Source organism: Rhizocola hellebori (assembly GCF_016862955.1).
GTDB lineage: Bacteria > Actinomycetota > Actinomycetes > Mycobacteriales > Micromonosporaceae > Rhizocola > Rhizocola hellebori.
This window is the reverse complement of sequence record NZ_BONY01000001.1, coordinates 256,623-270,269: the sequence shown is the minus strand read 5'-3', so window position 1 is coordinate 270,269 and position 13,647 is coordinate 256,623. Positions and strand designations below refer to the sequence as shown.

Annotated in this window: 12 protein-coding genes; 1 reads left to right on the top strand and 11 read right to left on the bottom strand. The window is 68.2% G+C overall.

Annotated elements, in window-relative coordinates:
• Window positions 1-3: 3 nt before the first annotated feature.
• The 11 genes from Rhe02_RS01195 to Rhe02_RS01145 form a co-directional block, all read right to left on the bottom strand.
• Window positions 4-888, bottom strand: coding sequence for a hypothetical protein (locus Rhe02_RS01195; RefSeq protein WP_203906099.1), 885 nt, complete (start codon window positions 886-888; stop codon window positions 4-6).
• A 25-nt stretch (window positions 889-913) separates the two neighbouring features.
• The gene (locus Rhe02_RS01190; protein WP_203906098.1) at window positions 914-1,912 is read right to left on the bottom strand and encodes an NAD-dependent epimerase/dehydratase family protein; all 999 of its coding nucleotides are present in this window, start codon (window positions 1,910-1,912) and stop codon (window positions 914-916) included.
• Window positions 1,913-1,952: 40 nt separating this feature from the next.
• The gene (locus Rhe02_RS01185; protein ID WP_203906097.1) at window positions 1,953-3,734 is read right to left on the bottom strand and encodes a YcaO-like family protein; all 1,782 of its coding nucleotides are present in this window, start codon (window positions 3,732-3,734) and stop codon (window positions 1,953-1,955) included.
• Between the two features lie 12 nt (window positions 3,735-3,746).
• Window positions 3,747-4,706: a nitroreductase family protein gene (locus tag Rhe02_RS01180; RefSeq protein WP_203906096.1), complete on the bottom strand. Its 960-nt coding sequence runs from the start codon at window positions 4,704-4,706 to the stop codon at window positions 3,747-3,749.
• Window positions 4,707-4,708: 2 nt separating this feature from the next.
• On the bottom strand, window positions 4,709-4,870 hold the full coding sequence (locus tag Rhe02_RS01175) for a hypothetical protein (protein WP_203906095.1): 162 nt from the start codon (window positions 4,868-4,870) through the stop codon (window positions 4,709-4,711).
• Between the two features lie 31 nt (window positions 4,871-4,901).
• Entirely contained in the window at window positions 4,902-5,438 is a 537-nt protein-coding gene (locus Rhe02_RS01170) for a hypothetical protein (protein WP_203906094.1), read from the bottom strand.
• Complete coding sequence (locus tag Rhe02_RS01165) at window positions 5,417-5,965, bottom strand: hypothetical protein (RefSeq protein WP_203906093.1); 549 nt, start codon at window positions 5,963-5,965, stop codon at window positions 5,417-5,419. The genes Rhe02_RS01170 and Rhe02_RS01165 overlap by 22 nt, the downstream gene beginning before the upstream one ends.
• Before the next feature lie 96 nt (window positions 5,966-6,061).
• Entirely contained in the window at window positions 6,062-7,312 is a 1,251-nt protein-coding gene (locus tag Rhe02_RS01160) for an SGNH/GDSL hydrolase family protein (protein WP_239123166.1), read from the bottom strand.
• Window positions 7,313-7,338: 26 nt separating this feature from the next.
• Entirely contained in the window at window positions 7,339-8,685 is a 1,347-nt protein-coding gene (locus tag Rhe02_RS01155) for a GDSL-type esterase/lipase family protein (RefSeq protein WP_203906092.1), read from the bottom strand.
• Window positions 8,686-8,944: 259 nt separating this feature from the next.
• The gene (locus Rhe02_RS01150; protein WP_203906091.1) at window positions 8,945-9,277 is read right to left on the bottom strand and encodes a nucleoside/nucleotide kinase family protein; all 333 of its coding nucleotides are present in this window, start codon (window positions 9,275-9,277) and stop codon (window positions 8,945-8,947) included.
• Between the two features lie 30 nt (window positions 9,278-9,307).
• Window positions 9,308-10,369, bottom strand: coding sequence for a hypothetical protein (locus tag Rhe02_RS01145; protein ID WP_203906090.1), 1,062 nt, complete (start codon window positions 10,367-10,369; stop codon window positions 9,308-9,310).
• A 120-nt stretch (window positions 10,370-10,489) separates the two neighbouring features.
• On the opposite strand from Rhe02_RS01145, the gene Rhe02_RS01140 reads away from it, so the two are divergent.
• Window positions 10,490-13,615, top strand: coding sequence for an AfsR/SARP family transcriptional regulator (locus Rhe02_RS01140; RefSeq protein WP_203906089.1), 3,126 nt, complete (start codon window positions 10,490-10,492; stop codon window positions 13,613-13,615).
• The last annotated feature ends 32 nt before the right edge of the window (window positions 13,616-13,647 follow it).

Below are 13,647 nucleotides of genomic sequence, written 5' to 3'. Positions count from 1 at the left end.
CGATCACGATGCGCCGTAGCCGTGGCGCATCCGGAACTTCATCGGCCCTGTCCCCGTCGTGGTGACGTGCTCGATGAGCAAGGACCGCAAGGGTTGCGGGAGGTCGGCGGGCGCGGAGCTGGTCCACTCGAGGCTGGTGAACAGCTCGGCCGCGCCGTCGAGCTGTTCGGCGGTCAGCGTTGCCGACGTCAGCGCGGCAAGGATCGCCTCGGCCGGCTCGGCCAGCAGCAGGCGCTGCGGCGCGAGCTCGTACCACGGTGTGCCGTCGGTGGTGGTGTGGCGCGGCGGAAAGCCGGCCCACGCGAGCAGGGTGTGGATGCGCTCGCGGGGATCGGGGTAGAGCTGCGCCACCAGGCCGGCCAGCGTCTCCTCCGCGTCGGTTTCCCACAGCGACGCCGCCTGCGCGGCTTGAGTCAGCGCCGCGGGCGCGGCCTTGACCCATTGCTCGCGCCGCCTTTCGCCCTGAGCCGCCTGGCGGGCCAGCATGAGCTGGACCTCACGCGACCTGGTCAGGCCAAGGCCGGCGAGCCAGTCGGTCAGGGCGGGGCCGTCGCGAAGCTGCGCGTCACAGCTGCCCACGCCGCCGAGGTGGGTCTGGTGGTGCAGGGTCCACCGGGCCAGTTCGCGGCCGGAGGCGTCCATCACCAGCAACGTGGGCGAGCCCAAGCACCGGCAGCGGTCTCCTGTGCCGCCGTCCACCACGGCCAGTAACGTCGCCAGCTCGGTGAGCTGATCTCCGGACACCACCACGCGGGCAGCATCGGCGCGATCGAGCTCGTAGCCGGACGCCTCGATGATCAGCACCTCGGCCGCCTCGGCCAGCACCCCCTGCACCACCGCCGTGCTGGGAGGCCCGGCGCTGCTCGCGGCGGTTGGCGAATCAGTCACAGCGCAGAGCCTATCGTCAATTCCGCTACTGAGCGGGGTCGCCGAACCGCTCGGCCAGCGCATCGAAGGCTGCGCTGAGGTCTTCGTCGAGGCCAAAGCCGTCGGGCTGGGCGGCGTTCCACTCGGCGATCTCGCGTGCGCCGCGAGCGAAGGGGATCGTGGCGCAGAAGCCGGGCACGACCGCTTTGATCTTGCTGTTGTCGAAGACCATCGAATGTGCCTTGTCGCCCAGCAGACCGGGACCGAAATGCGGCAGTTCCTGCGCGATCACGTGCGACGGCACGTGCACCAGCCGCGGCTGCACGCCCAGCGCCGTGGCCAGCATCGTGTAGACCTGGTTCCAGCTGAGCACCTCGTCGCTGGTGATGTGGAAGCTGTCCCCGATCGCCTGGGGATTGGCGAGCAGACCGGTGAAGGCGACGGCGAAGTCATGGTGATGGGTCAGCGTCCACAGTGAGGTGCCGTCGCCATGCACGATGACTGGCAGGCCGTTGCGCATCCGCTGCAGCGCTGTCCGGTCGCCGATCAGCGGAACCGAGGTGCGGGCGTAGGTGTGCGAGGGCCGCACGATCGTCATCGGAAAGCCAGTCTCCCGATAAGCCCGCACCAGCTCGTCCTCGCAGGCGATTTTGTCGCGCGAATACTGCCACTGCGGGTTGCGCAGCGGGGTGGACTCCACAATGGGCAGTCGCGCGGGCGGCGTCTGGTACGCCGAGGCCGAACTGATGAAAAGGTATTGGCCGGTAATGCCGGTGAACAGCTCGATGTCGGCGCGGACGTGTTCGGGCAGGAACGCGATGAAGTCGGCCACCACGTCGAAGGTCTGCCGGCCCAGCACCTCGCGAACAGCTTGCACGTCGCGGATATCGGCGGTCAGCACCTTCGCCGCGCTGTGCGGCGACCAGGAGGTGCCCACGCCACGATTGAGGATCGTCACGTCGAAGCCCGCCTCGACCGCCCGTTGCACGCAGGCCGAGCTGATGGTGCCGGTGCCCCCGATGAACAGTGCGCGCAACGATGTCATGGCCGCCAGTCTAGGAGCCGGCGTCGCCGATGTCCCCGGTCTACGCGAACGGGTGGGGGAACAGCGGCGTCGAGAAGTCGATCCCCCGGCTCAGGTAGCCCTGCGCGAAGCCGGTGTGGCCGGTGGGATCGGTGTCGTAGCCGAAGGTCATCGGGCTCAGCTCGGGATCGAGGGCCTTGACCACGGTCAGACCCGGCTGCGCCGGTGACGGGAAGACGTAGGTCACCACGCGTGCGGGCGGTTGCACCGATGGCATCGCGACCTGCTGCCAGCCGATGACCGGACCGGACCTTAGCCACCGAAGACGCTCGACATTTTCGGGATCGCGGTAGAGCGCGCCGTGGTCGAGCGGATTCTCCACCTCCTCCGGCAGCGGCTCGTGGGTGAACGGGAACCTCAGCTCGGCGCAGGCCTCGAAAAGGGCCTTACGTGCGCCGGTCACCCTGTCCGCCGCCGCGCACATCCCAAGCGCGAGACCGTTTTCGCCCACCGCCATCGCCACGAAGACCGGGATCGACTCCGCTCCGCTCAACACGATGAGGGTCAGCTCTGCCTGCCCTCGCACGAAGCGGGTCAGCGCCCGTAACCGCGGTGGCAGGGTGGACAGGTCAAGTCTTGGCGGCGGATCCTCGGTGGACCGCGCGCGCTGAAAGGCATCGCGTTCCACCCCCTCCAGCCATGCGCGCAGGACAGCCTGATCCGGGTCGACGTGGGCGGCGGCCGCGTTGGAGGAGGCATAGCCGTCGTGCAGCCACCCCGGAAGATGCGGAAAGGGTGAGAAGACCAGGGCGGCGGGCACCCACAGCGGCCGGCCGGCGCGCTGGCCCACGACCCACCATTCCGGGCGGTGCGGATCGAACTCCAGCAGGCCGAGCCGAGCCCGATGCGCCGGATGATAGGAGATGATGTCGTGCGGATCGAGCCACTCCTGCGCCAGCTCGGCGGCGCAGGCCCGGTGTAGGGCGTTAGGTGGCAGATCTCCCATACAGAATCGCTCGATGCCCTCGACGATGCACTTCTTACGCGCCAACGCGAGATCGCCGTCCGCGCCGATACAGCCGCTGACGAAGGACATCTGCGCGAAGGGACGGGTCGCGGCCAGATTGGGCTGGGCGCCTTGACCGGTCACGCAGTAGATGGTCTCGCCGTCGTCCAGCCGCCACTCGTCGACGTTTTTGGCCTGGGCGATGGACAACCGGCCGTTGGCGTCGTCGAGCTTTGCGGGAAAGTCGCGCAGGCTTCCCGTTTGCTCGGGCGGATCGGCCAGCAGGGACCAGGTGCTGATCTCGTCGGAGGAGGCGACCTGTTGCCGGACTGAGCGCATTGGCTTGGTACCCGGAAAATCGCCTGCCACTGAAAGGTCAACCCGCCCCGCAGCGAGAGCGCCGTAGGCGGCCAGCCGGGTCTGGTCAGGCTGGCGGGAAATGAACATCCGCAGGGCCCATTTGCGTCTGGGCAGATCGGTCTCGGGCGGAAGCCAAAGGGCCTCCAGCGACGTGACCACCAGGACTCCACGGGGAACCACCGCCGATTGCCCGTAGTCCGAGGCGACGCGGGCCAGGGGAAGCACCGCCTCGGGCAGGCCGCCGGACGCCGCCGCGTGTTGCTCGATGCCGCGCGCGGCAAGAAGGCGCCGCAGCTCTTCCGACTCTTCCGCGGCGATGAGACCGGCTTGGAGAAGGCCAGCAGGCCCACCTCTGGCGGCGGCCGCGATCAGCTCGGGGTCGCCGGGCCGATCCAAATCCACTTTGATGGTGTCGGAGACCGTGTGCAGCAGGAAACCTTCCGGCCCCGCCACCACGAGCACGTCATCGGCCAGCATGTGCGGTCGTCCTCATGCGATCACCAGCATCGTCAGCAGGGCAAGGAGCGGGCCGCCGAGCATGGCGGACAGCGGTGCGTCGTAGAAGCCGCCGATGGTCCGCGCCGCGATCTGTGCTTCGGCGGCGAGCAATCCGAGATGATGGGCTGCCGCGCCGGCCTCCATCAGGGCGTAGCGCCAGCCGCGATTGCCGTACTTTCCGCAGGTGCGGGTCGGGTCGGCGGCTATCACGATGGTGGCCGCACCCCTTTGCAGCGCCTGGTGCACCTCGGGGTGGGGGAGGAACAGCTCGCGCCACTCGTCGCGGGCCACCTTGCGGACCTGGGCGATGCTGTCCCGGTCGTGGTCGATGGCCAGCATGTCCAAGTCGTCGCCGGGCCCGCCGACGACCCAGAGCTGAAGCGGCCACATCGCTCCGCCCGACGCCAACGGCCTGCGGCCGTTTGGGCCCAGCCGATAGGTGGCGGCCGCCAAACACAAGGCATGTTCCATGCTCTGTTGTGGACTCACCCGCTGGTGGTCGGCCAGGTGCGCGGAACGGCGGGCCAGCGCGGCGTCGGTCACCGGGGACGACGGCCCGGCCGGGGTTGGCAGCACGGCGTTCGCGGGCGCCCAGCGGTCGATCGCATAGGCTTCCGGCGCGCTCATCGGGGCCGGGACGATCCATGGATTGCCCGACAAATGATGGAAATAGGTCCATGCGCTCCGAACATCATGCAGCGCCCCGATTTCGAGCAGCTCGGCCAGGATCGGCCGGATCGCGGCAAAAGGCAACCCTTGCCGGTCAAGGACCTGGGCAAGGGTCGCCGTGGCGTTGAGCGCGCCGAGCACGGTGGCGATGCGCTCGATCAGCTCGTCATCGTCGTCCGCCGCTTCGAGGTTTCCTTCGAGGCATTCGACCCGGATGGCTCCGGGCTGGCGGACGACCATGCCGCTCAACGTGTAGTAGGCGGACAGTTCGGGCTCCACCACGCTCAGTTTTCTGACATCGGGGAAACCGGTGCGGGGGTGGTGCTCGCGGCTGCGGTGCCTTGCTTGGCGGTGTCGTCGCGGCCTGTGCTCGAACCACTGCCGGAGCCGGAGCCGCCGCCAACCTCGTTGGTGACCAACGTCCGCTTCCACACTGTGATCTTCATGTGTCACCTCCTCTTGGGGTGATTCGTAGCGTCAATTGATGATCAGCACAACCTCGCCGACGAAACGCGTGGTTTCGTACAGGTGGATGGGTCTGGTGGTGAATTCGATATAACCGAACGCCACGTAGGGGATCCACGGTACAAACCCGCCGGTGTCTTCGACCACCCAGACGTCCTGCAGATAGTTGGGCAGCGGCGTCAGCGGGTAGCCGAACAACGGGTACTCGAACTGTGGATAGTCCTGGATGAAGATGCACGGGAAATTGGGCAGGGGCGGGAAACCCGATCCTCCGCCGACCGTGGTGTAAGCGGTGACGGCGTCGGAGGCAAAGTACGTGCCGACGCTGTTGATCACCAGTGGGCTGTTGACCGCCCAGGCGCAGGGATAGAAGGCAGTGCTCATGTCTCCGTCGGTGCCTCGCGGCGGCATGGCGGTGTGGTAGCCGTCAGGAACCTTGAACAACGCGTCAGGCTGCTCGACGTCCGCTTTGATATTGGTGTACGTCTGCGAGTAGCCCGCGCCGGAAGCCTCCACCATGCTCAGCTTCACCGGCAGTTGCAGCTGCACCGAATGCCAGAGCGTGACCTCTTTGCTGATCGCCGCCCGGTCGCCGCTGGGGGGATGGTCAGCGTGTAGGCGCTGCCCTGGGTGGGTACCCCTTCCACCACGGCCTCGCCCAGTTTCCGGGGTGGCGAGGACAACCGCCGATCGGCTGTGCCGCTTTGCTTGGGCTGCGCCGTCCGTGGCCCGGCGGCCTGCGGCTGGCGGGCCTGCTCGGTGAAGGTGCCCGCCTTGGTGTCCAAGGTGATCGTTCCGGTCGCGGGGTCGCTGATGGTGACGACCGTGCCCGACTCTGTCCGGGTGCGACCGCGGCTGTCACGGTAGAACCGTTGTGTCTCAAGCTGATCGTGGAGCCCGGCGGCGTCGCCGGTGACCCGGATGATGGTCAGGTCGGCGCTCAGCGGCACCACGGCCCGCTGCGATCGGGCCGGTGACCGTGCGGGGGCCGGGCTCGCCTGCGCGGGCGACAATGCCGCCTGCGCCGCCAGCACCCCGGTGATGGTGAGGATCAAGCCGAACGTCTTGGCACGCACAACTCCTCCTGTCCAGTTCTCTCTGCGCGCATATGGCAATGCGCGCAGAGAGTCTGGGAGCAGGGGCGCTGCCCGCGCTAGATGAGTCCGGCTAACCTAAGCGATGAGGTAGGCCGCGAGGGGAATCTGCTGATCGCGCAACGCTCTTGCCACCACACCGGCGATCTGCCGGGCACCGGCCGTTTCGAAGTGGGTGTGGTCCTGGCAGAAGAAGGCGCCCACCGCACCGGAGTTGAAATCGCCGTTGTTCGGGCACAGGCCGAGGCTGGTGTAAAGCGTGTAGCTCAGCCGGTGCAGATCGATGACGGGGACCTGGTTGGCGCTTGCCGCAGTGGTGGTCTCGGTGAGGAAGCCCCGGTTGCCCACGGCCACATTGCCGGAGCACGTGATCGCGGCGGCCGGGGTCAGGAATATCGGGCGCGCGCCGCGGGCCTTCGCGGCCTGCGCCATGACACCGAGCAGCTCCCGGTAGCGGGCCGAACCGACGTGCCGGTTGCAGGTGGTGGAACCGTCGTTGATGCCGAACTGGATGAACAGATAGTCGCCGGCCTTCATGCCGGAGGTGGAGTCGAGCATCGCCTGCCACCGCGTGGAGAAGGTGACCGGACTGATGACGCATTCACCGGAGGCGTTCATGGCGGTGGTGACGTTGGGGTCGTAGAGCCAGGTCTGGATGCTGCGCCCGCCGACCGCGCTGTTTCGCACGGTCACGTTGGCGTTGAAGAACTGCGCGAACTGGTTGCCCCAGCCGACCGGGCACACCGTTCCGCTGGAAGGGTTCGCCATCGTCGAGTCGCCCGCCAGCCACACCGTGATCCGCGCCGGTGCGGACGGGGAGGGGCTGGGAGACGGTGGGGCGCAAGGAGTGGGGCTTGGGCTGTCGCTGTAATCGAGGAAGTCCACATTGGGCAGACCGCCGGCCGTGGTCGGGCTGAGCCTGACCACATTGGCGCCCGATCGCACCGAAATGGTGACCGTCCTGGTGACCCAGGTGGTCCACGCTCCGGTGCCGTCGAACGGAGACGACTGCACCGTCACGCCGTTGACCATCACGTCGGCGGGGCGTGCGGTGGTGGTGCCGTTGGCATACCTGATCCCGATGGTCGCCGTGCCGGCCATGGCGGCGCTGACCGTGAATTGGGCGGCCGCGCCAATCGCGTTGGTGGCGTTGCAGAAACCGCTGCCCGAGAAGCCGGCATGGTTGGAGTCGATGGTGCCGTCGCAGGTGGCCGGGGAAAGCTCGGCCTCATATCGGGTCGTCGCCGCCTGCGCGGTGACGGCCAGCAACACCACCGGAACGGCGGCAAGCGCGCATGCGCCCGCGATCAGAGCAGATCTCAGCTTCATGGTCTTCCTCCCTCGCGCTTAGGCACTTACCGGGGTGTCACGTCGAGATAGTCGATATTGGGCAGTCCACCGGCCGTGGTCGGGCTGAACCGGATCGTGTTCACGCCCGCGTTCACCTGTATCGTCAGCGTTTTGGTGGTCCACGCCGTCCACGTCGCGGTCGCCTCGAACGACACCGCCTGCACCCTCACCCCGTTGACGATGAGGTCGGCCGGCCTTACCGCCGCGGTCGCGTTGGCGAAGCGGACCGCGATCGTGGTGGAGCCGGCGCTCGCCACGCTCGCCGAGAACTGCACCGCGGCGCCGATCGCGTTGGTGCCGTTACAGAATCCGCTGCCTGAGAAGCCCGTGTGATTGGAGTCGATGGTGCCGTCGCAGGTGGCCGCTTCCGCCTCGTACCTGCCGGAGGGGCTCAGGTAGCCGGCGATGATGGGGGCCAGCCGATTGGTGATCTGCTGGTGGCCAAGGTCGTTGGGGTGCACCGCATCGGCCAGGCCGTCAGCGGTCAGCCAGCCGTCGGTGTTGACGAAGAACACGTTGCGGTCGCCCGCATTGTTGACCGCTGTCACCGCGTTCTGGGTTTCGGTGATGTACCTTCCGCGGAAGGTTTTCAGCGCCAGGATCGTGGCCACGGGATACCGCGCACGGATGTTGCGCAGGAAGGCGGTGTAGGAGCTCTGGAACTGCGCCCCGGTCACGCTGTGGCCCACGTCGTTGGTGCCGAGATTTATCACGACCACATTCGCTTGGTACCGGCTGAAATCCCAATTGGCCGAAGAGGCGGCGTCGATTTTGAAATATCGTTGCTCCATGCCCCAACACCCATCCGCGGCCGCGACCAGGCATGCGCCGCCGATGGCGATCTGGGTGTGCTCGGTGCCCAGCCGCTCGCCGGTGAGCCAGCCGTAGTCGGTGAGCGCCAGGTTTGAGCTCAGCGTGCCGGCCGTGATCGAGTCGCCCACAAACTCCAGCACCTTGGGCCGCACCGGCAACGCCAAGGTGGTCGCCCCGGCGTCGAGCACCAGGCCACCGAAGACGGCGTCACCGTTGTAGGACCCGGCGCGCTGCCGGTAGTTGACCACCAGCGTGTGGTTGCCCGCAGCCAGCGGGGTGGGCGTCAGGTTGACGGTGCCGCTGACGCCGGTGAACTTGACGAAGGGCCGGTTGTCGATGCTCGCCCAGAACTCGACGCTGTTGCGCTGGCGAATCCGCACCGTCGTCCCGGTGAAACCGGTACGCAGATAGGCGCCCGCCCAGTTCGAGGCGTAGAAGGTGCTGGAGGTCTTGTCCCACCGGCCGAGGTAGGAGATGTTGGTGTCGCCGGGGGAGCCGTCACCGGGCGCGGCAGCGGCGGGTGAAGCTGGGGTGAGCACCGCCACCACCGATACCGCAAGGCAAACGGCAATCGATGCATGGCGGGTGAGTGGTCGCAGACGAGGCGTCATCATCGCGGGTCCCTTCCCGGGTGGGCGCATGGCAATCCGGTGATCGCGTGCCGGGCCCGGGAGATCGATATTGACCTATCCAACACTGCTTCGACGAAGATATCGAAGCGACCGGCGTTGCGGGGAGAGCAAGCCGCTCATCGATCGGTAAGCGGTCACCACCGTGCGCCGGGCGGGTTGGCGGTGCTCAGCCGACCGGAGGCAGCTGCGGCGCGGCATCCGCGAGGTGGTCGGTGTAGACGCCGATCTGATCCGCGGACTCGATGCCGCCGGACAGGATCACGGCGTCGACGCCGCGAGCCCGGACCGCCGCCCACACCGCGGCCAGGTTGCGGGCTTTGACCAGGTGGTTGTAAGGGTCGTCGGCAGGCGCGGGGTAGCACAAACCCAGCTGGTCGGCGTCCACATAGGCGGCGGCCGACCCGGCCTCGGTGAGCTGGCGGAAGATCTCCCAGCCCACCGTCGACTTGCCCACTCCGGACGGGCCGCACAACCACAGCAGCGGCGTGGACACGTTCACCCTCGAGACCCTGACAGTTTTCGTGACGGCTCAGGACTCTGCGGCTGGGGCGGCCGGTTTCGACCTGCGCCGGTAGGCCAACGCGCCGAACAGGCCCGCGCCGATCAGGACGATGGCTGCGCCCGTGGCGAGCAGCGGCCATGTGCTGGACAGCGGCCGGTCGGTGGCCGCAGGCTCGAGCGGTGCCGCGAGTGCGCCGTCGGTGGGCGAAGCGGTGACCGTTGTGGACGGCTCCGCGGTGGGGCTGGCCGGCGGAACAGCTTCGGGCGTAACGGATGTGGCCGTCACTGGATTGGATTGCGTCGATCCGCCCGAGGTGCCACCACCCGACGTTCCGCTGCCCGGACATCCGGTTACCTTGATCTTGAACCGGCCCATGGTGAACTTGCCGACCGGAGTGCCGAACAATCCGTACCCGCCGCTGGCTCCTGGCAAGGTGCAGCCGTCGATGCGCACGTGCAGGGTGAGGTCGAGGGAGGTGCCCGCACGGAAGTTGTCGCGATAGCACTCCGGCGGGCCGGGACGGCAGCCGTCCATGGAGACCAAGTGGGTGTTGTCCTCATAGGAGAAACCGTTGAACCCGCCGCGATAGAGGGTGTTCGGCCCCTGATTGTGCACCGACAGCGGAATAGAGACGACGTCGCCGATGCGCCCGGTCACCGTCACGTTGTCGCCGACGAGCGTCGATTGGGCACCCGTCAGGACATCCACGGTGATCGAGGCGCTGGAGGACTCGTTGCGCACCACGATTTTCCCGGCCTGCCCCGGCCCTGTTCCCGGTGCGACCTCGATTCTCACCTGGGTCAGCTGGCTGCAGGCGACCACCTGGCCCGACCGGTCGCATCCGGTCCCCTCGGGGAGAACCGTAATCGCGGAGCTCAGGCCGGACAGATCCAGGCGCAGGTCGGGCCCGACAGCCGGCCCCGACCCGGAGAAGGTGGTGACGTTGATCGCCGATGGCACGAGCACGTAAATCGAACTCTGGCCGGGGTTTCCGACCCCGAGGGAGTTGTCGGCGGAAACCGGAGCCGCCCACCACGTCGTGGCGACCAAACCGGACAGCAGGACAGCGGCCAGCCGCCTCATCATCATGAACCCCCATGTAAGTACGAGAGGGGCAAGTTATCGCGAGAAGATCGTCTGCCGCAACCGTGATGCCATTTTGTTGCCCACGCGTACGAACTTGATCTATGCGGGGCTACGGTTCGGTGCATGGACCTACGCGTGCTTGGCCCGGTCGAGGCGTACTACCAGGGACGCCCGCTGGAGCTTGGCCGCCGGCGGGAGCGGCTCCTGCTCGGCGTGCTGCTGCTTGACGTAGGCCGGCTGGTGCCCGCCGCTCGGCTGGCCTCCCTGTTGTGGGCCGACGATCCGCCCTCGCACGCCCATCGCAGCCTGCAGATCCATGTGAGCAGATTGCGCGGGGCGCTCAAGCCGGCCGGCGAGTCCCGGATCCAGCTGATCAACCGCGGCCAGGGGTACCTGGTGCAGACCGACCCGCTTTTCGTTGACGCGCACCGGTTCCGGGGCGCGCTCGAGCAGGCCCGAAAGCAGTCGCAGCCAGGCGAGGTGGTGGCCACCCTGCGGGAGGCGCTGGCGCTGTGGCGTGGCCCCGCGCTCATGGGCGTGACCTCCGACGACGTTCGCTCGCGGCTCACCGCCGGGCTGGCCGAGCTGCGCCTGTCCGCCACCGAGCTGCTCTACGAAGCCGAACTGCGGCTGGGCCGGCACGAGAACGTAGCGCCCGAGCTGGTCGACCTGGTGGCACAGCACCCGACCCGGGAGCGCCTGATCGGTCTGCTGATGACCGCGTGGCATCGCCAGGGCCGGGTCCGCGACGCGCTCGAGCTCTACCAGCGGGCGTGGGCGGCCATCATCGAGGAACACGGCGTGGAGCCGGGCGCGGAGTTGCGTGGCCTGCACATGTCACTGCTGCGCGACGATCCCGCCCCGAAACCGGGCCCCCGCACGCAGTACCTGCCGGCGCAGCTGCCCGCCCAGGCCGGCGGATTCACCGGCCGCGACCGCGAGCTGGCACAGCTCGATGCGCTGGCGGCGTCCACTCGCGACTCCGGATCGCCGGCCGTCATCGCGGTGGTCGGCAGTCCCGGGATCGGCAAGACCGCTCTGGTGGTGCGCTGGGCACATGGGATGTCCAGCGGGTTTCCCGACGGCCAGCTGTTCATCGACATGCGCGGCTATGACCGGGCCCGCCCGGTGCGGCCGATCGAGGCCCTGACCTATTTGGTTCGCAGCCTGGGGGTGGCGCCGGACGCTGTCCCGGTCGAGGTCGACGAGGCGGCCGCGCTCTACCGTTCCGTCGTCGCGGGCCGCCGGATGCTCGTGGTCCTCGACAATGTGAGCTCCGTAGACCAGGTGCGCCCGCTGTTGCCCGGTACCCCAGAATGCATGGTGATCGTCACCAGCCGTGACGCGCTGACGGGTCTGGTGGTCCGGCAGGGCGCGCGGTCCCTGACCTTGCCGGCCCTCAGCAGCGACGAGTCTGTTGACCTGCTGACCTGGGTCATCGGCCGTGACCTCACCGAGGCCGACCTTCAAGCCTGCCTGGATCTGGCCCGAGCCTGCGGCCACCTCCCGCTGGCGCTGCGGATAGCGGCGGCCAACATCGCCGGGCAGCCGCGGTCGTCCCTGGCGCGGCAGGTGGCCACGTTCACCTCGGCCGAGCGGCTCACCGCCCTGCATGCCGGGGACGACGAGAGCAGCTCGGTGCGCGCCGCGTTCGCCCATTCGTTCGGCGGCCTCGCCGATGAGGACCGGCACCTGCTGGGCATGCTGGGCCTGTTTCCGGGTCAGGACATCACCTCCGCGACCGCGGCCGTCATCGGCGGGGTCGCCCCCGGCGCGGCGGGGATGAGCCTGGATCGGCTGGCCGACGCGCATCTGGTCGCCCCGCGCGGCGACGGCCTTTATTCCAGCCATGACCTGTTGCGCTTGTTCGCTCAGGAGCAGGCGCAGACCGACTTTGGCCCCCAGGTCCGCACCGATGCGCTGACGCGGCTGCACGACCATTACCTGACGATGCTGGACGCGGCCGCCCGGTTGCTCTACCCGCAAATGTTGCGCCTGCCGTTCGAGGCCGCCGTGCGGATGGACTTCGCCGACACGGCCGCTGCCGCGCAATGGCTTGACACCGAACACGCCAACCTGGTGGCCACCGTGGTGCATGCCGCGGGTAGCGGTCTGGCCGAGGTGACCTACCGGCTGGCCGACGCGATGCGCGGCCACCTGTGGATGCGGCGCGACATCACCGACTGGCTGACCGTCGCACGGTGTGCGCTGTCCGTGGCGGAGCGTGGCGAGAGTCCGGAAGCGACCATCAGCGCCACCATCAGCCTCGGCCATGCCTACCATTGCGCCAGCCACTATCGGGAGGCGGTCAAGGCCTACGAGCAAGCGTTGGCGCTGAGCCGTAAGGCCGATTGGCTGCAGGCGCAGGGCACCGCGATCGGCAACCTGGCCGTCATCCAGGCCGGGGCGGGGGAGGTGCGGCAGGCCATCGAGCTGTGTCGGGAGTCGATCGTCATCTATCAGCGCCTGGGGCATCGGGCCGGGGAGGCGGTCAACCTGGGCACCCTGGGGCTGGCGTATCTCATGTCCGGCGCCTTGAGCGAGGCCCGCGACACGTTGACCAAGGCGGTGGAGCTGCATCGTGGGACAGGTGCGGCCAGCATGCTCGTCATGTCCCTCAACCACCTCGGCGACACTTGCCGCGAGCTGGGTGAGTTCGCTGAAGCGCAACAGTTTCTGGACAATGCCATCGAGCTTGCGCAACAGGTGCGCTTCCGTTCCGGTGAGGCGGTGGCCGGACGCTACGTTGCCCGCCTGCACCTCGACCGTGGCCAGCACGCGACCGGTCGCCATCACGCGGAGCGGGCACTTCAGGTCAGCCGCGACACCGACAACAGCTTCAATGTGGCCTATGCGCTCAATGCGCTCGGCATCGCCCACCAACGCGCCAAGCGTGCGGGCGAGGCGATCGAATGCCACACCGATGCCTTGCAGATAGCGAGAAAGTCCGCCGAGACCCATCCGGAAGTGGAGGCCACGGTCGGCCTTGGCGCGGCCTTTCTCCTCGCGGGTCGCCTGGAGGAGGCGCTCGAGCACGCACAGTCAGCCCTCGCCGCCGCGCAAAGCCGGGAGTACCTCATCTACGAGACGGAAGCCGCCATGGTGCTCGCCCGGACCCACGCCCAGCGCGGCGAATTGGCTCTGGCCAAACAGAACGCCGAGCACGCGCTGACCCTCGCCCGGCGCACCGGTCAGCGGCTGGGCGAGGCTGCCGCACAAGAATTCCTCGCCGAGCTGCCTTCGGGGTAGGGGCAGCCGAGGGGGTTTACGCCATGGTGCGG

Excerpts from the sequence above, each read along its gene's own strand:
- Rhe02_RS01190 (WP_203906098.1), bottom strand. The coding sequence starts at position 1,912 with ATGACATCGTTGCGCGCACTGTTCATCGGGGGCACCGGCACCATCAGC.
- Rhe02_RS01185 (WP_203906097.1), bottom strand. The coding sequence starts at position 3,734 with ATGCTGGCCGATGACGTGCTCGTGGTGGCGGGGCCGGAAGGTTTCCTG.
- Rhe02_RS01175 (WP_203906095.1), bottom strand. The coding sequence starts at position 4,870 with ATGAAGATCACAGTGTGGAAGCGGACGTTGGTCACCAACGAGGTTGGC.
- Rhe02_RS01160 (WP_239123166.1), bottom strand. The coding sequence starts at position 7,312 with ATGAAGCTGAGATCTGCTCTGATCGCGGGCGCATGCGCGCTTGCCGCC.
- Rhe02_RS01145 (WP_203906090.1), bottom strand. The coding sequence starts at position 10,369 with ATGATGATGAGGCGGCTGGCCGCTGTCCTGCTGTCCGGTTTGGTCGCC.
- Rhe02_RS01140 (WP_203906089.1), top strand. The coding sequence starts at position 10,490 with ATGGACCTACGCGTGCTTGGCCCGGTCGAGGCGTACTACCAGGGACGC.